The sequence below is a fragment of the Tateyamaria rhodophyticola genome, assembly GCF_047777875.1.
In the GTDB taxonomy this organism is placed as follows: Bacteria; Pseudomonadota; Alphaproteobacteria; order Rhodobacterales; family Rhodobacteraceae; genus Tateyamaria.
In genome coordinates, this window is sequence record NZ_CP180519.1 from 1449758 (window position 1) to 1471504 (window position 21747).

12 protein-coding genes and 1 tRNA gene are annotated in these 21747 nt (G+C 59.2%); 1 reads left to right on the forward strand and 12 read right to left on the reverse strand.

What is annotated here, in order from left to right; genetic code table 11:
• Positions 1–10: 10 nt before the first annotated feature.
• From ACERHN_RS08805 to ACERHN_RS08845, 9 genes are all read right to left on the reverse strand, one after another.
• Positions 11–3148, reverse strand: coding sequence for an efflux RND transporter permease subunit (locus ACERHN_RS08805; protein ID WP_415922262.1), 3138 nt, complete (start codon positions 3146–3148; stop codon positions 11–13).
• A 1-nt stretch (position 3149) separates the two neighbouring features.
• On the reverse strand, positions 3150–4265 hold the full coding sequence (locus ACERHN_RS08810) for an efflux RND transporter periplasmic adaptor subunit (protein ID WP_415922263.1): 1116 nt from the start codon (positions 4263–4265) through the stop codon (positions 3150–3152).
• Between the two features lie 276 nt (positions 4266–4541).
• Complete coding sequence (locus ACERHN_RS08815; protein WP_415922264.1) at positions 4542–5585, reverse strand: tetratricopeptide repeat protein; 1044 nt, start codon at positions 5583–5585, stop codon at positions 4542–4544.
• 26 nt (positions 5586–5611) lie between these two features.
• Entirely contained in the window at positions 5612–7198 is a 1587-nt protein-coding gene (locus tag ACERHN_RS08820; RefSeq protein ID WP_415922265.1) for a calcium-binding protein, read from the reverse strand.
• Between the two features lie 36 nt (positions 7199–7234).
• On the reverse strand, positions 7235–9070 hold the full coding sequence (locus tag ACERHN_RS08825) for a glycosyltransferase (protein WP_415922266.1): 1836 nt from the start codon (positions 9068–9070) through the stop codon (positions 7235–7237).
• Positions 9067–10611, reverse strand: coding sequence for a cellulose biosynthesis cyclic di-GMP-binding regulatory protein BcsB (locus ACERHN_RS08830; RefSeq protein WP_415922267.1), 1545 nt, complete (start codon positions 10609–10611; stop codon positions 9067–9069). Before ACERHN_RS08830 ends, ACERHN_RS08825 begins: the two co-directional genes overlap by 4 nt.
• A gap of 82 nt (positions 10612–10693) precedes the next feature.
• The gene (locus ACERHN_RS08835) at positions 10694–11914 is read right to left on the reverse strand and encodes an NAD-dependent epimerase/dehydratase family protein (RefSeq protein WP_415922268.1); all 1221 of its coding nucleotides are present in this window, start codon (positions 11912–11914) and stop codon (positions 10694–10696) included.
• Between the two features lie 332 nt (positions 11915–12246).
• Positions 12247–14784, reverse strand: a complete 2538-nt coding sequence (locus tag ACERHN_RS08840) for an ATP-binding protein (protein ID WP_415922269.1) — start codon at positions 14782–14784, stop codon at positions 12247–12249.
• Positions 14785–14827: 43 nt separating this feature from the next.
• Positions 14828–15313: a molybdopterin-dependent oxidoreductase gene (locus tag ACERHN_RS08845; RefSeq protein WP_415922270.1), complete on the reverse strand. Its 486-nt coding sequence runs from the start codon at positions 15311–15313 to the stop codon at positions 14828–14830.
• A 154-nt stretch (positions 15314–15467) separates the two neighbouring features.
• On the opposite strand from ACERHN_RS08845, the gene ACERHN_RS08850 reads away from it, so the two are divergent.
• Positions 15468–16085 (forward strand): response regulator, encoded by a 618-nt coding sequence (locus ACERHN_RS08850; RefSeq protein WP_415922271.1) that lies wholly within the window; start codon positions 15468–15470, stop codon positions 16083–16085.
• A 392-nt stretch (positions 16086–16477) separates the two neighbouring features.
• Here ACERHN_RS08850 and ACERHN_RS08855 read toward each other — a convergent pair whose 3' ends face one another.
• The 3 genes from ACERHN_RS08855 to ACERHN_RS08865 form a co-directional block, all read right to left on the reverse strand.
• Positions 16478–19900: an AAA domain-containing protein gene (locus ACERHN_RS08855; RefSeq protein WP_415922272.1), complete on the reverse strand. Its 3423-nt coding sequence runs from the start codon at positions 19898–19900 to the stop codon at positions 16478–16480.
• A gap of 320 nt (positions 19901–20220) precedes the next feature.
• Positions 20221–21477, reverse strand: a complete 1257-nt coding sequence (locus ACERHN_RS08860; RefSeq protein WP_415922273.1) for a nucleotidyltransferase — start codon at positions 21475–21477, stop codon at positions 20221–20223.
• A 181-nt stretch (positions 21478–21658) separates the two neighbouring features.
• Positions 21659–21734: transfer RNA gene (locus tag ACERHN_RS08865), tRNA-Lys, on the reverse strand.
• Between the last annotated feature and the right edge of the window lie 13 nt (positions 21735–21747).

Below are 21747 nucleotides of genomic sequence, written 5' to 3' on the forward strand. Positions count from 1 at the left end.
GCAAGCCCGGTTAAGCGGCCTCCGCCACGTTGCGCAAGGGAAAGAGCCGTCGCAACAACACGTAGAACACCGGGGTAAAGAACAGCCCCAGAAGCGTCACGCCGGACATGCCGAAAAACACCGCAGTGCCCAAGGCCTGCCGCATCTCTGACCCCGGACCCGTGGCGATCATCAAAGGCAACACACCAAGGATAAAGGCGAACGCGGTCATCAGGATCGGGCGCAACCGCAGGCGGCTGGCTTCGACGGCGGCGTCGACCGGGTTCAGCCCGCGTTCCTCTTGCGCCTGTTTGGCGAATTCCACGATCAGGATCGCGTTCTTTGCCGCCAGCCCGACCAACACGATCAATCCCACCTGCGTCAGGATGTTGTTGTCCATGCCCCGCAACATCACACCGCCCAACGCACCCAGCACCGCGAGCGGCACGATCAGGATGATGGCAACCGGCAGAACCCAGCTTTCATACAGGGCCGCCAGAAACAGGAAGGCAAAGAGGATGGAGAAGGCAAAGATGTAGACCGCCGCATTCCCTTGGTTACGTTCCTGCAGCGCAAGTTCCGTCCATTCGTAATCGGTGCCCGGCGGCAGAACACGTTCCGCGAGTTCCTCCATCGCGATCAGCGCCTGACCGGTCGAGACACCTGGCGCTGCAGATCCCTGAACCGGGACTGACACAAGCTGATTGTAGCGTTGCACCAGTGATGGCCCCGCGGTTTCCTGCACCGTCACCAACGTTCCGAGCGGGATGAGCGCGCCGGTGGCGGACCGGACGCGCAAGTTGCGGATATCGTTTTCGGTCAGACGGAATTGTTCATCGGCTTGCGCGCGCACCTGGAACAGTCGCCCAAAAGCGTTGAAATCGTTGACATAGGCCGAACCGAGGTTGATCGACAACGCCTCGAAAATTGCGCCGATGGGCACGTTGAGCATCTGTGCACGCACACGGTCAATCTCGAGGTAAAGCTGCGGCGATCCCGCGGAAAAGGTCGTGAACACGCCTTGCACCTGATCAGACGCACCAGCGCTGCCCATGATCGCATAGGCCGCGTTCAACACCCGCGCCATGTCGGCGCTTTCTGCATCCTGCAATTGCAGACGGAACCCGCCGCCATTGCCCACACCACGCACAGACGGCGGCGCAATGGCGATGATAAACGCCTCGCGCAGCGCCTGCATCCGACCAAAGAGAGCCCCGACAATTGATCCGGCGGTCTGCCCGCTCTCGATCCGGTCTTCGAACGGCTCAAAGGTTGTAAAGATCACACCCTGATTGCTGGCATTGGTGAATGTCGCACCCGAAAACCCGGCAAACCCCACGGCATTGGTCACGCCAGGCGTCTCGAGCGCGATTTCGGTGGCTTGCTGAATGATGGCGTCCGTGCGGTCCAGCGCGGCACCGTCGGGCAATTGCACCACAACGATGGCATATCCCTGATCGGCATCAGGGATGAACCCGGTTGGCACCTGCGTGTTCATCCACCACGTCGCCCCCAGCAGACCGGCAAAGGCCACAAGGCACAAAGTGATCGCCCCCCACGTGCCGACCAGCGCACGGACAACACGCCCATACCCCCGCGACAACGCATCGAACGCCCTGTTGAACCCGCGCGCCAGCGCGCGCAGCGGATTGCGCGATGGCGCATCGGAATGCGGCCGCAAAAGCGCAGCCGCCATTGCCGGTGACAGGCTGAGCGAGTTGATCGTGGATATGACGGTTGCGACCGAGATTGTGACTGCGAATTGTCGGTAGAACTGGCCAGTGATCCCGGGCACCAGCGCCGCGGGCACAAACACGGCAATCAGCACAAGGGACGTCCCGATCACGGCATTCTGCACTTCGTCCATGGTGCGGGCGGATGCCGCGCGCGGGGTCATACCGTCATTGATGTTCCGTTCCACATTCTCGACGACGACAATGGCGTCATCGACAACGATCCCGATGGCGAGGATCAGACCAAACAGTGTCAGCAGGTTCAGCGAATAGCCCAACGCGTACATCACGGCAAAGGTGCCAATTAGTGACACCGGAATGGCAAGCAACGGGATAACCGCGGTGCGCCAGCTCTGTAGAAAGACGATGATGACCACAATCACCAGCAACACCGCTTCGAGAAGCGTTTGGTACACCGCGTTCACCGACGCCTCGATGAACTCGGTCGGGTTGTAAACAACCTGGTATTCGAGACCCGGTGGGAAATCCTGCGACAGATCCTCCATCACGCTCAGGATTTCATCCGCCGAAGCGAGGGCGTTCGAGCCGGGGCGTTGAAAGATGCCCAGGGCGACCGCCGGTTTGTTGTTGAGATACGAATTGGTGACATAGGACCGCGCACCAATTTCGACCCGCGCCACGTCCCGCACACGCACAACACGCCCGTCGTCCGAGGATTTAACGATGACGCGCCCGAACTCCCGTGGATCTTCGAGCCGTCCTTGCGTCGTCAGGGTTACCTCAAAAGCACTGCCCGCCCGGTTGGGCGGCGCACCCAGCGATCCGCCCGACACCTGCACATTCTGTTCCCGTAACGCGGCCACCACATCGCCCGCCGTCAGGCCCAGTGATCCAAGCCGGTCCGGATCAAGCCAGACGCGCGCCGAAAACTCACGCTCTCCAAAGATGATCAGATCACCCACACCATCCAGCCGGACAAGCTGATCGCGCACGCGCGAACGGGCATAGTTCGACACATAAAGCTGATCAAAGGTCGCGTCGGGCGAGAGCATGTGCACAACCATCATCAGGTCAGGCGATGATTTGGTCGTGGTTACGCCGATGGCGCGCACCTCTTCCGGCAGACGTGCTTCGGCCACGGCAACGCGGTTCTGCACCAGGACCTGTGCCGCATCCAGATCTGTGCCCAGTTCAAAGGTGATGGTAAGCGCCATGGACCCGTCAGCGGTCGAATAGGACGACATGTAAAGCATGCCCTCAACCCCGTTGACCTCCTGTTCCAACGGCGTGGCCACGGTCGCCGCAACAGTCGCGGCATCAGCCCCCGGATAACTGGCACGGACCACGATCGAGGGCGGTGCAATCTCGGGATATTGTTCGACAGGCAGTTCGAAATAGGCAAGCAGCCCGACAATCGTCATGATGATTGAAATGACGATCGCAAAGACGGGCCGTGTGACAAAGAAACGGCCCATGTCAGTTCGCCGCGACGGGTGGCAATTCGATCAGCTCCGGACTGACGACGGCGCCGGGTCTGGCACGCAACAGCCCTTCGATGACGATCGTCTCGGACCCGTCAAGGCCCTCACGAACAACACGGTATCCGTCGATGCGCGGACCGGGGCGTATCGGGATCGGGGTGACATTTCCCGCATCATCGACACTCATGACCAACCGCCGGTTCTGGTCGGCAACCACGGCCTTGTCCGGGATCAGAACGCCTTGATAGGGGAGCGACCCGGGCACGTTGATCCGGCCAAACAGGCCCGGCGTCAGGGTTTCATCCGGATTGTCGAGAATCGCGCGCACCCGCATGGTGCCCGTTTCCTCATCTATCCGGTTTTCCGAAAAATCGAGGTAGCCCGTTTGCGGAGGCACCTGCCGGTCCGACAGCGTCACACGGATCTCAAGCCCATTGGAGCCTTCCTGCAAGACAGAACCGCGTGCCCGCGCATCGCGCGAATAGGCAAGAAAAAACCGCTCGTCGATATCGAAGAAGAAGTAGATCGGATCCGTCGCGACGATGCTGGTCAATACGGTCTGATTGGCCGACACGAGGTTCCCCGGGTCGATCAGGTTCTGGTCTATGCGTCCGGCCATCGGCGCCCGAATTTCAGAATATTCAAGATCAAGCTCGGCCAGTTCCAATGCGGCCCGCGCCTGTTCCAGCGCGCCTTGTGCGGCTAGAAACGCCTCGCGGCGTTCATCCACCACGCTTTGCGGGATTGTTCCGTTGTCGATCAGCGCCTCGGCCCGTTCCAGTTGTTCGCGGGTGAAAGCGCTTGTCGCTTCGGCAATGTCAATCTGCGCACGGGCCTGACGCAAGGCCGTGCGAAACTGGCGCTGATCAATAGTGAACAGCAATTGCCCCACTTCGACCCTGCTGCCATCGGTGAAATGCACTTCGTCGAGGAACCCTGAGACACGTGCGCGGATATCAACCTGAGCTGACGCACCGAAACGCCCCACGAATTCATCGTCTTCGACAATCTCTTTGACGACGGGTTTGGCGACGGTGACCGGCGGTGGGTCGTTCTGCGCCTGCCCGACCATCGGTAAAAGCAAAAGGATGACACTAAGCAGGTGGCGCATGAACTAAACTTTCGATTGCAAAGCCGGGTAGCCGACTCGCCTCTAACTTAAGTCATCCATTCTGATTTGCGCGGAAAAAATTCGAACGTCTGGCCTGCGCCAACGCGCAAGACTGCGCAAGACTGCACGTTTGGGCATATCTGGCGATCGGGTGCAGGATTGCACCCTGCTGGTCCAATGCCAACAAAGCTGCGGCGGCGGGTCGTGTACCGTTTCAATATTTTAGCGCGGACTTGGCCCCAGGTTTCACAAAAGCGCCCTTCGGTTCAAACTGCTTCATTTGTTGCTCTTGCCCGTCTGGATCGCTTGGGCCACGGCGCGCACGGTGGCACCTGTCAATGGGCCCTTTGAGCAGACCGTCCAGATCTGCGCATCCCGACAAAAACGGTTCTGTGCCCGGATCGTGCGTTTGGTCATACGACCGTTGATCTGCCCGCTGTAATAGCCCGACTGGCGCAGTTCGGATTGCAGGACGCGCACCCAGGCGTTCTTGTTGATCCAGAAAGCGGTGATTGCAGCACGTACGAACCCCTCGCCTGAGCTGTCCCCGAGTATGATCTCGGCCTGCGACCAGAACCGTTGCGGTGACCGGACCGCGGCAAGCCGAATACGCTCGGGCGCTACAACGCGGTGTCGAATGCCGGGCACGTCGATCAATCTGCTGCGCAGTGTCATCGCATCGTGCTCGCGTCCGCCATAGCGGGACAGATAGATCAACGCAGGCTCTGCAAACCGCGGGTCCCAGCGCAGGCCTGCTTGCACAACCAGATCAACCACAGGCGCGGGCGCAGGATTGTTCAAACGCCTCCAGTTGATCCGTTGCATCAGATCACGCGCGGCCTCGACATCGCCATCCGCACTCAACCGCTCCAAAACGGCGCGGCCGGTATCAGGGTCGGAGGAGCGGCCAAACTTTCCGTCGATATGCGCTGTTGCAAACAGCCGGTGCACGCCCGGTTTCCCGTCCCGTATCGCGATCTTCAGGCGGTGATGCGCTGCCTGCTCAAGACCCAGTTCAATCTCCACACGGGCCAAGGAAGCGGTGGACCATGGGTGCCCGCTGGCGACAGCCCGGACGTACCAGCGGTGCGCCCAGAGCAGATCCTTTGGTGTACCGACCCCGTGCCGATGGTAATAACCCACCCGGTCCATCGCAGGCGCAAAACCTTGTTCTGCCAATGCCACCATCGCCTGTGTGGCGGCACCGGCATCGACATGTTCCGACGCGCGGATGGCCTCGAAGCGGATGCGGGTTTCATTGGCTTGGACCCCTCCTCCGAACAGGAGGAGGAGGGGCAACACCAGCAATAAGGGGGTCATGGCAGGTCTCCTGTCTGGGGCTGAGGTCAAAAGATCAAAAGATCGACCAGGTTATCAAAGAAGACATCCGCATTTTCGCCGGTGTGTGACACGACAATGGATTGCGCGCCGGACAGGACGATGCGCACATCTCCGCTGCCTGCTTGGGTGATGTGTTCCGCAACCCAGGCATCCCGGTCAAACTGCGCCGACCCGAGGCCAAAATCCGACAGATCAATGCGATCCGCGTTGCCGCCAAACGCATTGAAATCCGTGATCTGATCCCGGAAGAAACCATCCTCTGACCGAAAGACAAACGTATCTGCGCCGCGACCACCGGTCAGAACATTTATCCCCGTTCCGCCCAACAGGACGTCCTGTCCCGCGCCCCCATCAAGGGTATCGGCACCGGCACCACCATCAAGCGTGTCAGCCCCCCAGGATCCGTCCAACCGATCCAACCCCGCGCCGCCATCGAGGTAATCCGCGCCCGCGCCGCCACTCAGCCAGTCTGCGCCGCTGCCGCCGTGCAGTTCATCCGCACCGCTGCCTCCGGACAGGGTGTCCTTGCCATCTCCACCCTCCAGCGTGTCGGCCCCGCGCTGGCCGTTCAACAGGTCGTTGCCAGCCCCTCCGGACAGAAGGTCGGCATCATCGCCGCCGCTCAGATCATCCGATCCCGCGCCGCCGGACAGGGTATCCTGGCCCTGTCCGCCAAACAGGTTGTCGTTGCCCTGACCCCCGATCAGCAAGTCATCATCGGTGCGGCCATACAGCGTGTCGTCGCCCGCGCCGCCGTCCAGGGTGTCGTGACCCGACCCACCCGCAAGGCGGTCATGCCCGGCGCCTCCGGTCATCTGGTCATCCTGGTCACCGCCCCACATCAGGTCGTTGCCGACACCGCCGTCCATCGTGTCAGCGCCGTCGCCACCGAACATCATGTCTGCACCGCCGCCGCCAGACTGGGCGTCGTTGCCGCCAGCGCCATAGAGGCGATCATGCCCTTCCATTCCTGCAAGGTTATCGCCATCCGCGCCACCAAAGAGCCTGTCGGAGCCCGTGCCACCTTCAAGCTCATCTGCACCTTGCCCGCCATAGAGCCGGTCAATGCCTTTGCCACCAGTGGCGCGATCATCACCCGCCGCACCGAACAGCGCGTCGTTGCCGTCACCGCCGGCCATCACGTCCTCCTCGGCCCCGCCAAACATCTTGTCGGAGCCCACGTTCCCGGACAACGTGTCCTGGCCGGCACCGCCATAGAGGCGGTCATTGCCGGAGCCGCCGGTCATCAGGTCATTGCCCTGACCACCCCACAAACGATCGTCCACACCGCCGCCACCGGAACCGGTGCCATTGCCGCTGGTGTCGCCGCCATGGATGACGTCATTGCCATGTCCGCCAAAGATGCGGTCTGCCCCGCCGTCTCCGTTCAAGCTGTCGTTGCCTTGACCGCCGCGCACCGTGTCCGCGCCTGATGCACCGTGCACCGTGTCATCACCGCCCTGGGCGAACACACGGTCCGCACTGTTCCCCGCGTTGATGACGTCGTCCTCGCCTTTCGCATGAATGCGGTCGCTGCCTGCGCCACCTGAAATCGTGTCAGCGCCAGATGTTCCATAGATATGTCGTGCCATTTTCATGTGTCCTTCGTTCAAGGGAATGCGTACGCCTCACGCGACGCGGATGGGTTTGTCTGGAACGATGTCGAGCCGGATCACGCGCTCGAGGTCCTCGGCGCGCCTGTCGATCAAAATGCTCAGCATGGATTCCAGGGTGAAGTAGGCCCGCAGCACCCGAAAGATCAGGTACTCCGGCAGGGCGAGGATGCCCTTGGGCACCCCGTTCAGCAGCGATGCAAGCACCGCCATGATCGCAGGTGCGCCCGTGGTCACCGCGATGATGGATTGCCAGACAATGGGACTGTCCGGATTGAATGCCAGACCCCATTCGAGGCCGCCAAAGATGATCAGCGGCACCAGCATTGCCCGACGCGCGGAATTGATCAGCATATAGGGCAGGATCACTTTGCCCCGCAGCGTCAGGTTCGGCCCATAAATCAGATCGCGACAGCGCGACGAGATATGATAGATCGACCGAAACCACCGCATGCGCTGTTCGCGCATATGGCTGTAGGACGATGGCACCTCTGATATGTAGCGAATCTTTGGGTCAACGACCGAATGAAAGCCCAGCTCGCCGATCCGCAGCGAAATATCGGTGTCCTCGCCGTTCATCCCTTCGACAAAGCCGCCGAGATAGCGCGGGTGATGCGTCCGGTAGACGACAAACATACCCGGAATGCCGACAACGCCGTTCACGGCGCCCATCGCGACCGAATAAAACCCGTGTTTGACCAACACTTCCAACAGTCGCGCCCGGTCAAACAGCGCACCTCCCGGCGGCACCGGAACGCCACCGACCACGCCAACCGCGGGGTCGACGAAATAGGGCATGGCCCTGCTAAAGTTGTCGACGCCCACCAATGTGTCGGCATCGACGCGGACCAGAAATTCGGTTTCGCACGCGTCGAGCCCTGCATTCAGCGCGTTGGACTTACCGGGTTTCGGGACGTTGATGACGCGGCCCTTGGCAGCCGTGCAGGCGGCCAGCGCGTCTTGCGCGATCTCTTCGGTGTCGTCGGTGGAATTGTTGTTCATGATCAGGATGTGCACGTCGCCGCCATAATGCGCGGCGGCCCGGTCCATCGCGTTGATCGTGTCGCGGATGATGTAGGATTCGTTGTGGGCCGGAACGATGACGGACAGTGGCGGGGTGAACCTGGGCTTGCGCGCTGTCAGAACGTCGTAGATCGCCAGCAGATAGAGCTGCGCAAAAAGCACCGGCAGGAACAGAAACACACCCGGCCCGATACCGCCCAGCAGCGTCCAGCTGCGCATGACGTGCACGGCAACCAGATCCATACCGCCGACCCAGAGCGCAACAGCCGCCGCAATCGCAATCGTGACGCCCAGCCGCAGGAACGCACGAAGCTGGCTAACCGGGATGTGCTCAATCCGAATGCGAGCGGGCATGAACCCACGCTCCAGCAGCTTGAAAGAGTAGATCGCGAAACCAAAGAGCCCCGATGCAATGGCGCTGAAGTGCAGCGACAGGGAAGAGCCCAACACCGAATGCGCCAGCACGTTGGCAAGATCGAAAACAGCGCACCCCGCAAGAAAGGTCAGCACCATGTCCAGACCGAAGAGAATACGCTCCCGTATGCCGCCAGAACTGAAAGCTGCAAACGCCACAAAGAATGAAATCAGGAATATCCGGATCGCGATGGCGTGCCGACCGGTATGCGCCGAAAATACGTAATCCCGATTGGGGAACACCTGTGCCAGCGCATCGGTGTTTACGGCCCACAGCTGGGTTGCCGCCAGCAGGAGAAATACGCCGAGCAGCTTGGGCGCCTGCCAGACGGATACCGGCCCGGCAAACCGCTTGGGCGCGCTGTCGACAGAGATAAAGTTGATTTGCTCGCGCTTGTCCTCTGCTTCGCTCATCGCATCGCCCCCTCGGGAAAGGAGGGCGGCGTGACCAGCAACGCGACGCCGGAGGATGGCAGCGGATCACCGATCTGCAATGCGCGCACGTCAAGGCCGCTTGCATCCGCAGTGGTGGTGACAAACCATGCCGGTGCTTTCAACGCCGCCTCTTGGGTCCGCGTCGCGGGTGTCAGAACGGTGATATGTGCGCTTTGCATTGATGGTCGGAGCGGCGTTTCACCCGGCACAAGCAAGCGCAGCATTTGACTGGCCGTCGCGGCATCCACAGCCGTCAGCAGACCGGACTGCGCCACGGTGACTGTTCCCAATGGCCGCAATGCGTTTTGCAGATCTGCCAACGGATCCGCGAACGGCATATCCCCGGCAATAAATCGGGACGTTGGCAACACCTCCGCCATCAGCTCCTGCCCTTCGTCACAAGGACCCATACGGTCTCGTGTGGTCGTTGCGACGATTTCCAACGTGTTGGCTGCCAGATGCAGATCCGGCGGAACATCAAAGGTCGCGGCCAGCGTGCTTTGCGCGCTGCTCATCGTGGTTTGATAGACCAGCCGTCCATTCAACGTGGCCGACACGGACCAACGGTGATCGCCCAAAACGCGACCAAACTGCATGTCCAACGCCACTTGCCCCGGCATGGGCCGCGCCCAAGCGCCCATCAGATCATAGCGGACCCGCCAGATGGCCTTTCGGTGAAAGCGGCGGATGCCGGCATTTGGTCCAGACACGGCAAACCGCGCATCCGGCGCGAGGCTCTGCCCATGCTCCGGCACCGTGTCCAGAAGGGTGCGCAGGTCACTGATCGAAAGCGCCTGATCGGGTGCCTCGGGCTGGAATACCGTGGTCATGCCACGACGGCCAAGCTCGGTCGCGCGGACAAGCCGGCGCACCTGTTCCTCCTGCTTGAGCCAATGCGGCCACCCCACGCGCACAGTGTCGCCCCACGCGCGGACCCTGTCGCCAACACTGGCAAGCGGCGCGTCCAGGGTCAGGTGAACTGCGCTGGTCGTCTCAATCTCGACAACGGCGGAAATGCCGTCATCTGGTCCGCACTGTTGTTGGGGGTCAGTGCCTTGCAGCGAGAAGGAGACGACCAGCTGAGGCCCTGCGAGATCCGTCGGTGAAAGCGGGATCTGCACGGCCTGTCCTGCTTTGTCCGGATGCAGCAAAATCTCACCACGGCGCGTGTTGCGGATGGAGATGCGCAGCGCACCTTCCACACCATCAAGCACCTGAGACGTTGCGTTGATTTGGAGGTATCCGGACGTCGGGCGTGCATCCACCGGAAGGGCAAATGCAACGCTCTGATAAGCAGGAAAGCCAGAAAGAATGACCGGTTGGTCGGAATTGGTCCGCGACAGCGTCGCCATGTGACCTGTTGTGGACTGCGCAGGGATGCGGTGTTCGAACACCAGCTGCGGACCGGCCAGAGCGGCGCGGACATGACGCTGTCCCTTTTCCAGGATGTTCATTGAGGAGAGGAGCAAGGCGATGCCCGCGAGGAGAAAGCCCGACAGCCCGATACCGATCATACGCATTGTGTTCACCGTGTTCTGATCTGAACGCACACCGTGTGCCGGACCCACCTCCAAGCGGGTCCGGCGCAGCGGGGTCAGATGATCAGGCCGCCTTGGCTGCCTTGGAGGGGACGACGCCCGGGCGTTGCTTGTCCGTCCAGGTGGACACACAAGGGATCATCTTGCGGATGCAACGATCCGCATATTTGACCGCGATCTGCTGCGTTTCCTCAATCAGGCCCTCGGCCAACGTGACGGGTTTCAGACCCAGAGAGATGAAGGTCTTGTTCGACACCCGCAGGTCATTTTCAGCCGCCTCATTGCGCGGATTGTCCACGTTCGCGACGACTGCGCCGGACACCTCCGCCACGAGTGCTGCAAGTGAACGCACCGTGTGGGTTTCCGTCATCTGGTTCAGGATCGCGACCTTGCCGTCTGCGGCAGGCGGATTTTCCACCGCAAGCGCCAGACACTTCACCGTGTCCTGAATGTGGATAAAGGCGCGGGTCTGCCCACCGGTGCCATGCACCGTCAGCGGATGACCGACAACGGCCTGCATCAGGAACCGGTTCAACACCGTGCCATAGTCGCCATCATAATCGAAGCGGTTGATCAAGCGTTCGTCCAGCCGCGTCTCGTCCGTCTGCGTGCCCCAGACAATGCCCTGGTGCAGGTCGGTGATCCGCAGACGGTCATTCTTGGCGTAGAACTGGAACAGCAGCTGATCCATCGACTTGGTCATGTGGTACACGCTGCCCGGATTGGTCGGATAGAGAATGTCCCGCTTCATGATCTGCTTGTCGTCACCGAGAATGTAGACCGACAAATACCCTTCCGGGATTTCCAGACCGTCGTCGTCATACCCATAGACACCCATGGTCCCGAGATGCACGAAATGTGGATCGAGCCCGAGTTCCACGGCAGCCGCCAGCAGGTTGTGGGTGCCAGAGATGTTGTTGTCCACGGTAAAGCGCTTCTGACCCACGCCCTTCATCGAATAGGGTGCGGCGCGCTGTTCGCCAAAGTGAATGATCGTATCGGGCTTGAGCATACCCATAAGGCGGATCACTGCATCAAAATCGCGGGCCACGTCGATATTCTCAAACGCGATGGACCGCCCCGTGTGCTCTTTCCACGCGGCCAGACGGTCTTCCATCGACGCGATGGGCGTCAGGCTGTCTGCGCCCAGTTCGGCATCAATGTGGCGGCGCGACATGTTGTCGACGATGGTGATGTCATGGCCCAGCTGGGACAGGTGCAGGGCCGTTGGCCAACCACAGAAACCGTCGCCACCGACCACGAGGATTTTCTTTGCTTCAGTCATGTCTTTGTTCCTTTTGGTGGGCCCCTCCAAGCGGCCCGTTTCAACATGAACAAAGGAATAACGGTGGACGGGCGTCCGCGTGTGGGCGCGCGGGTATAGCGGGCGGAGAATTGGAATGGCCTTCCTATCCCTTGGGATAGGCGCGCTGTTCCTAGGGTCAGGGGCCATTGATCCTGCGACTGCGGTGCGACAGATTTTGCGACTGGCCTGCGCCCTCACATGCATTGCGTTGCAATACGGTGCCAGTCAGTGGTGGTGGTTCCAAGGCTCTGCACCGCAGCCTCTCGGGCCGCGGGCAGGCGGAAAATCCACAGGCTGAATGCGTCCTGACCCTAAGGTCTTTGCCTGGCCAGCTTGATCGCTTGATCAATGGTCGCTTTGGCCCCTGCGGCGGCACCGGTCAGATCCGTGGCCCATGTCTCAGGCTCACCCATATCACCGGCCCGCGCCAATGCTTCGAGGTCCGCGAGCATGCCCTGCACCTCGACCTGGCCCAACAATGATGCGGCGCCTTTCACTTTGTGCGCCGCCGCGGCCAACGCATCGGTGTCTCGCGCCTGTTCTGCGGACCGCAGGTGTCCCACCAATCCTTCAAGCTCGCCAAGGAATGCGCGCGCGGTGTCCGCCACCTTGTCCGGGCCCAGAACCTCAATCATCTCGGTCAGCGCTTCGGGAAAATGGCTGGTGTCGAGACGGGTCAGCCGTTCCGAATTTATCTCCGCAAGGATGCTGTGCAGCGCGTCCAGTCTTATGGGTTTGGTGTGAAACCGGTCCATCCCGGCGGCAACCGCGCGCTCTCGGTACTCCTCACGGCCATGCGCCGTCAGGCCGACAATGCGGGTCTTGCGGTTGGGGCTGTCACCCTGCCGCAACCGCTCGGTCGCTTCGATCCCGTCCATGACGGGCATGCTGATATCCATGAAAATGACATCGAACGTCTCGCCTTGGGCTTTCTCAAGGCAATCGGCTCCATTGACCGCCTCCTCGACCCGGTGCCCTTTCGCGGTCAGCATGTCGGTCAGGACGCTGCGGTTGATGCTGTTGTCCTCAACAATCAGGACGCTGCAAGACGTCGCGGGACGGTCCGGCGCGTCCTGTTCCGCCGCAGGCGCGGGCCGCAGGTTCTTGGCCCGTTGCAATGGCAATGTCAGCACAAACACGGACCCTGCATGTTCCGTACTATGGAGTGAGATATCCCCGTCCATCGCCCGCGCAATCCTGCGCGAAATCGACAGGCCCAGCCCATCCCCGCGGGTCTGCCGCCCTTCGCTCTTGGCCAGGGCGAAAAAGTCTTCGAAAATCTGCTCGTGCCGATCCGCTGGGATGCCGATCCCGGTATCTTCAACTTCGAACCGAAGGGAGGACGCCCCCGGCCCGTGAATGCCGGACACGCGCAGCGTAATACCGCCCTGATCGGTGAACTTGATGGCATTGCCGATCAGGTTCGTCAGAACCTGCCGAATGCGCCCCGCATCCCCGTGATACGTCTCTTGAACCGTTGGATCGATCTGCAACGCGATGGACAGGTTTTTCTCACGCGCCAACGGATCGAACACATCCAAAAGACCCTGCATCAACGCGTTCAGATCGAAATCCTGCAAGGACAGATGCAATTCGCCAGTCTCGACCCGCGTAATGTCGAGCGCTTCGTTCACATGTTCCAGCAACACCTCGCTGGACGAGGTCGCAATACGGGCATAGCGCGCCTGTTGGTCATCAAGCGATGTGGTCTTGAGCAGGTCCAGGACACCCAGAATTCCGTTCAACGGCGTGCGCATCTCATGGCTCATCACCGCCAGAAAGCGCGACTTTGCCTTGTCCGTCCGCTCTGCGCGGTCGCGGGCGTCAATCAAACGCTGCTCATTGATCTTCCGCTCGCTGATGTCACGAATATACGCGATAAAAACCTGATCCGCGCCGTCCTGTGCGGTTGTAATGTTCAGCTCTACGGGAAATTCCTCGCCGCTTTTTCGCAACGCAGCCAGTTCGACACGCCCCGCATCCACCACGCGCGGCTTGCCTGTATCCAGATAGCGCCGCATCCCGTTGTGATGTGCATCACGCATCCGATGCGGGATGAACGTCGCCTCCATCGTTTGGCCCAGTATCTCGTCTCTGGACCATCCAAAAACGTGTTCGGCCGATGCGTTGAAGTCGATGATTTCCCCACTGGCATTGGCGGTGACGATGGCATCCAGAGAGGCCGCGACAGTGGCCTGCAACTGCCGGGATGACGTGGCCAACGCACGATCCCGGCGCGCGGCGCGTGCCAGCATCCGGTCCAGCAACAGCAACAGGATCGCCATGAGAACCAGCAGACCAATCGCAATCAACCCGGTGCGCAGCAATTGCGCGGCAAACTCTGCGCGGCGGGCCTCCGATTGCGCGGCCCCAAGACGCACACCCAAAAGCGCCGTCTCACGCACATCCGGACGCACGGCGGACACAAGGCCCTGAAGGTCTTCAATGTCAGCCCGCGTGAGTGGCCCCGGCGCATCGGCCAAGGCGATGGCCCGCCCTTCAAACGCCTGCAACGACGCCAACAAGGGCTGTGCCTCGGGCGCACCATCGAAAATCTCTGCAATTCTGCCGGACGTGATGATGTTCAACCGGCTCAGGGTGATATCGAGACGCAGGGCAATTTCATCTGCGGAATACCGCTCCGTCGCAATCTGCTGGACCAACATCGCGTCCAGATTGGCGAATTCCGTGTCGATCTGCGAAATGCTCCATTGCATGTTGTCCTGCGCCGATCGCGACAGGTCCTGCAACTGGGTCAACAGATTGGTGATCATGGCCGCAAGCAAAAGGGCCAGCATGCAAAAGCCTGCCAGCACCGTGATGCGATACCAATCCAAACCGCGTGTCACCGGCGACCTCCTGTCCCCGGCCACTCTAACGCGTTGGTGTCGGTCAATCCACGACCTCAAGCCGGTTCAGCTGCCAGATGCTGTAAGAATAGATCGTTTCGGTCTGATACTTTGCATCCGCGTCATAGGGGAACACCACCCAGAACGGACCTTTGTCACGCACCGACATCACCGCGCCGTCCATCCGTGTCGCAACGATCGGCGCGCCGTCCTCCAGCTCCGACAGGGGCATCGCAACCTTGTAATCATTGAGGGCAACCATTTCGACGGTGGTGCCCGTCTCTGCCGCGTCTTGCAGCAATGCCTTGAGCGGCACACCGGAAAACGTGACGTCACCATCGGTCCAGATGGTGCTGGTGCTGAACGACACCTGCGGCATCGCATCCAGGTCTTCCAGCGTCAGAACCACGGGCGCATTGGCACCCGTTCCACTGATTTTCAGGGACATCGTTGTGTCAGCACGTGCAGGCAACGAAACGCCGGTCGCAACGATCAGCGACAGAATGCAGGAAAGGATGGTGCGGGACATGTGACCTCAAAAATTTGCTCGGTTTATTCCTATACCGATCGCAGGCCCCGATCATTCGCGCATTGGCATAGGCACCTATACCAAAGTATAGTTCTGCCACGATGCGGCCCATGTTTCCGGTTGTAACCGTGTTCAGAGTAGGAAAGCTGAGCCTATGCCCAATATCCTGATCGCAGATGACCATGACCTCGTGCGCGACACGATCGCCGCCTATTTGGAGGCCAGCGGCGAATTCAGGGTTCTGACGGCGTCTGACCTCGATGGCGCCCTTGAGAAAATGGGCGGGCTGGACGCAATTGATCTGCTGATCCTCGATTACCACATGCCCGGCATGAACGGCCTTGTCGGGTTGGAACGCGCACGCAAGGCCTTTCCGGCAACCAAGATCGCGATGCTGTCGGGCGTGGCCAACCGTGACGTCGCAAACAAGGCGATGGAAAAAGGAGCCGACGGATTCATCCCGAAATCGCTCACCGCCGCGTCGATGGTCAACGCGATCCGGTTTGTCCTTGCCGGCGAACGATACTTCCCCTTTGATTTCGGCACTGCGGGTGCCGACGCAGAAAAGCCCGCTGCATTCTCCGATCTCTCGGACCGGGAGATGCAAACGCTCGAACAGTTGTGCATTGGCCTCTCCAACAAGGAAATCGCCCGAAACCTCGGCATTCAGGAAGTGACCGTAAAGCTGCACGTAAAGAACGTCCTGTCGAAACTCGGTGTGACAAACCGGACCCAAGCCGCGCTCTTGGCCAAGGAACGTCATCTGTTCTGAAGCGCGGGCAAAGCGCGCAAGGACTTGCAGAGCGACGTGTCTGCCGTATCGCCACGTGCACGCCCTTTGTCATGGACTGCGGGCGGTTCTCACATCTGTTAATCGACCCAAAACAGACGCCAGCACCCGACCCGGAAACCTGGCCAAACGCGCTCAACCACGTGCTGTATTCTGAAGGTTGTCAGATGACAGAAGGTTTGACGCTTCATTTTTATATAACCTGTTGAAAGCAAACAATACTGCAGTCTATCCATGACACCAGATTATCGCTTTTTGACAGCTTGATCGTCGCTTTATCCATCGATTTGGTCTCAGAACGTGGGGACATGACGAACGCAAGCTACGGTCTAAACGACCGCAGTTGGCTTCCAACAATTTCAGGGCTTCAGTCTTTACCGCTTTTCGCGCTTGCCGAGACTCTCTTTGATGACGGCAATCTCTTCCTGAAGATGCGACCCGGTATAGGCGATTGACGTTTCATGGCGTGCATATTGCCCGTGCCTGTCCGCACTCAGCCAGTTGTATGATCCGATGCACAATTGATCAGTCCCGACGATGAAGATCTTACTGTGAAGTTGGCGCACCTCATGGGTGCTGACACCGGCTTTTGAGAGTGCCGCTTTGGCTGTCTCAAGCTGAGATACTCCACTTGTATGGGTGGTTTGGTTGAGCAGCGGGTCGACGAACACATCAATGCTGGCGCCGCGTGCAGTTGCTTTTTGAAAGGCATCGAGCAGACCGACACGCTCCATGGTTCTGGCAATGACCCAAGGGCTGACAATCGTATACTCACGCGCCGAAGATGAGAGTGCGTCGATCATAAATCGGTCGTGTTCTTTTGCGTCGCGCAAAGTCGTTAGTGGTTGATTAGCTGACTGCAGGTCGGCGCGCGGCTGGGGCGCAAAGTCCAAAGCCGTGCCCTTTGATGAGAAAAGAACATCAGCCAGTACAGATCGAGGCGCCCCTTTCGCGGCTGATGAAAAGACATCCATGTCGCCAAAGACAAGGAAGCTATCCTTCGCGCGTGACACGGTCACATTAAGCATGCTGGGTGACATATCGATAAATTGCCCGTCGGCATGTTTGGAATAGACCGGCGAAAAGATCACGATCTGCCGTTCGGCCCCTTGCAAGGAATGGACCGTGCCTATCGTCATCTTTTGCACATCGATCCCGCGATCAGCACAGGCGCGCTTTATCTCCTGAACTTGCCTGCCGAAGGGTGTGACGACCCCAACAATATCTTCCAGCTTGGTTCCATATTGCTGCTCCAGATCGCCCCGGTTTGCGGCCAACCAGTCAGCGATTGTCGCTGCTTCTGTTGGATTGGCACGGCTCCCACCAAATCTGAGTGATAGCCCATCAATGTGCAAATAACCCATCGATGGAACCACACGATCGGCGGGTGCCGCCCCTCTCATTGGCTTGAGCGATCCCTTATAGCAGAGCGTGTTGCAGAAACTGATGATTTCATCATAGCAGCGCCGATGTTCAAACAGATAGAGCCCCCGCTCTAAATCTGGATAAGGCTCGTACGGGCACGCCCGCTGGGCGAGCTGCATCACACTCCCGCCAACGCTGCGGAGGCCGGTATGTGACAGCTCCGATAGCTCGCCGTCACTATAGCTTTCCTGTAGAAAGCCAGTGCTTTGCAGATTGCCGATGTCGACCGCATTCGACACGGATGCAATTGGCTCAATCTGCTGGGTATCACCGATCACAAGGGCCCGCTTGGCTAAAGCAAACGATGGCGCGGCAACTTCGGGCAGGACCTGACCCGCTTCGTCCACGATCAGCAGATCGATGAAATCATAGAGGTATCCTGTTTTCCAGTCTCCGCCCGATTTGAGGCCGAAACTCATCTTTCCGGGCAGGCTGGCAAATGTAGAAACCGCGCACGGCGTCAGCATCATGCGCCGGCGCCAACGCGGCTCGACAGTTTTACGACCCGTCTTGCGTCTAGAACCAACGATGTCGTCAAGGTCCTCTTCCATTGTGAGCAGCCAGCGCCCCTCCCAATAATGGCAGGCCAATTGGAAGAGACGAAACCGCACGTTGCAGTCAGCGAACCTATCAAGGTCTACTGTATCTGATGCAGCAACGTTTGGCGCACCCAAGTCTTCCATCGCCTGGGTCCACTCCTGCTCAGCCTCTTTTAAATCCTTAGTTGCGGTTTGCGCTGTTCGGTATTCCATCTCAGCTGTCTTTGCCGCAGCTGTCGCCGATCTGAGCCTGTTTTGAAGCATCGGAGCAATCTTCGACACAGAGCCCAAGCCAACGGTATCAATGGTGCAGCCAATGTCATCCAAAGCTGCGCGTGCTTTTGCCAATCGCTTGCGGGCGACTGCTGGAAGAAAACTCAACAACGACAGCCAAATGGATTCATCCGCCTGATGTTTTGTCCATCCGGATTCCCATGATGCATGGCGTTCCTGATTGGCGCGGCTTTCTGATGCGCTGTGCTCAAGCTCCAGCACCGCGGACGCAGGATCGTCTCCCAGCAATTTGTGGACCCTGGCTGTCGCCGTCATCACCCTTGTGCGAGCCTTGTCCGTAACGGACAGCTTTCCAACGTCTTGAACGATCAGTTGGTGAAGCGCGGCGACAATCTGCTCTACTTCTGCATCGGCGTTGTTCGGAAAGGCCGCTCGCCCAGCTTTCAAAAATGCTGCTTTCGCCCTCGCAAGGTAGTCGTGGCTCTCGACCTCCTCAAAGAACCGTTCGGTTTGGTAGGTCCGCGCCGCCTCTGCCTCTTTGGTCTTGGATGGCAGGTACAGCCCATAGCTCTTCAGATCAGGTAACCAGCGACCTGCAAAAGGCCCATCGCCTTCCGCGAAGTCCTTTCCAAAGGCGTCGATGATGTTTGTGACGGCCTGATTGTTGGTCGAGGCCGCAACAATGACGGGTGGCTCCGCTCCATCGAGTGCCGCGCGTACCCAGGCATCGGCGATCACGGATAGAAGGAGAGTCGTCTTTCCAGTCCCTGGCGGGCCATTCACGGCCACCACATCTCCGGTCTGACCGGTGGCGACGTATGACAAGACCTGACGCTGATGATCCGCCAATGGAAAAGCGTCGCTGGCATGCCCAAGACGATTTGCCAGTGCCGTCTCGACATCAGGTGAAAGCTCCTTGTTGGTTTGCGAGGGGGCCGCCATTCGTTTGAGCAGAGGCGCCTCCGGCAGGTCGTCTATGAGCGCGTCATATAGGCCGATGATTTGCGCGATGATGGCAGCCGCCTCACTGGCCACTTCCATGAAACCCACACCGGCAGAGACATAGTTGTTGTCGCCTGCCGGCCATCCTGGCGACACCGCGTCAAGCATGGCACGGCAGTGCTCAAGGTATTGCGCCCAGATGGGCGCATTCTCATCAGGTGAAAAGGGCGACGCAGCCAGAAAGGCGTCGAAGTCATCTAGGTTCCCCAACGAGAATTCGTCGTTTGGGAGCGGTTTGAGCAGATCTCGCGCAATGACGTTTCGCGCAGGTCTGATATTGCCGTCACGGTCAACCATGGCCTCAGTGACGACCGGTGCGACGAGTTCTGGATATCCGCTGAGGATCGTCGCGCCGTGCGACACCTTTCGAGCTGTTACCATAGGCCAGAGTTGGACCGGCATGGTTTTGATGTCTGGCTTCTGTCCTTCGAAAACTTTCGCAACCTGGTTTTTCGGCAAAATACCATTGGCCAGAACCTCTTTGGACAGCTCAATGAAGTCTTTGCGATCGCGTTGTTTGAAACGTCCTCGTCCCAATGCACCATCAGCGAGCGACGCCCGCCAATAGATTAAAGACTTGTCCAGATCAGGTTTCATTGCCTTTGACCAATCTAACCGATAACGCCTCTCGGCAAATCGACACAAAGTAATTCTTCAATACAACCATAGGCATAAACTGGTTTTCCCGTCAGGAACAGTGGCGGCAGCACACGGGCATCAAGCAAAAGGACTATACCTGGCCATCAGAGCGGCCATCTTGGGATAAGTCGCGGTAGAGATCGTAGAGCCCCTTCGCCTTCACCCGCATCTCATAAGTCGTCTTGTGGGGCGTGAGCGTGCCATGCCAAATGGCAGTCCGCTTGTCCGGCTGATTGCACGACCAGGTCGGGAGAATAGCGCGCATATCCGCGATCTGGTTACCAACAGTTATCATCGGGCACGACGCCCCCCATGTTGGTATTAGCTCGGGCGGGCGAAATTAGACCGCTCGCAGCCGCGACACCTGCCCGCAAAGCAGGGGCCGCAGGCTTGAACTCTCCGCCCGGTTTCATTCCAATCGTGCCGTGCTCAAGCTGAACCATCCGTGCCTGGTGAAACGCCTGCAGTGCAGTTTCACCGGCTTTCTCACCGAAGAGATCGTCGAAGGTTGACTGAATTACAGCTGGGTTGAAACCAACCCGTTCCAGGGTTTTCAGGCGGTCAATGAGCGTCTGGAGATCGCGGGCCCAGAGTTGCTGGTCGCTTCGTTGTTCAGGCCACCGGTCGGTGAAGATATCGGGTGTATGAGCAGGATTGCGAACTTTCAACAATCGCAGGCAGCTTTCGGCATCCTGTATGCGGCGGCGCATACGCATTGCAAGTGCAATGACCTCGTCAGCGAGACTGTCTTGCACTGGACCAGCTTCCAGCGCGATCGCAGCCATAATGATCGAGGGAGGTTTCCGTTTGCCACGGTGGTCATCATGTTTGCGAAAGCGCTTGTCACGAAAGCGCTTGATCAATTGCAGAGCAACAACGCGCGGAGACTTTTGGTCGAGCGGGATATGGACAGGCATCGGTTGGGTATCGGCCTTGATCATGCTGCCATCAGACGTCATGCGTTTTGCCATGGTTTCGTAGGTTTCGCCGTCTACAAGGAAACGCCGCGCGTCAAAACGATCCTGGAAAACTGCGCTTGTTTCGATATGGCCATTGAAGTAGTCGGCAAACCCCTTTGGGTTCACTTCCTTGTGGTAGCAAGTGCCCGTTTCCGGCTTGTGGTGGAACAAGCTCGCGACGCGATCCGGGGTGCCAGCCAAACGGACAACCGGCATCAGATCCACGGTCACGCCATCCGGATATGTCACCGTCACACAGCGGCTGTTCTTTTCGATCAGATAGCCGTGGTACTTGCTGCCCGGATCGCCTTTGATTGCCTTGTAGAGCGTGGTCAGATCCCATTCTGGGTCACTGCCTGGTAGCACGTTCAGTTCAATGACAGCGTCGACATCATGCTGATCTCGCTTAAGACGAGATCGCGTTGGTGCGTGAATGGCAAAGCTGCCGGACGCGTAAATCTCGTGGACAAGGTCTTCAAACGGGCTTCCCGGCAGATCTACATGGCTGGCTAATCCGCGATAGTGAGCTTCTGCCTCGCGATGCATTGTCACGGTGATCTGGATGGCCCGAGCCACGTCCATTAACCGCTAAAGAGCAACGCGACTGATCCAGACATCTACTACAGAAACTCGCCAGTGCTTGCTCTGCATCAGCGTAGGTTCAGGACGCACCATCTACAACGGTCTGAAGCAACTGAAAAAGCGATGAACTATTGTCAAAAGAGACAAACTACGTGTCATCTTATAAAGGTTTCAGTGGTGAGCCGTGCAGGGTTCGAACCTGCGACCCACTGATTAAAAGTCAGTTGCTCTACCAACTGAGCTAACGGCCCACTAGGCGGCCTA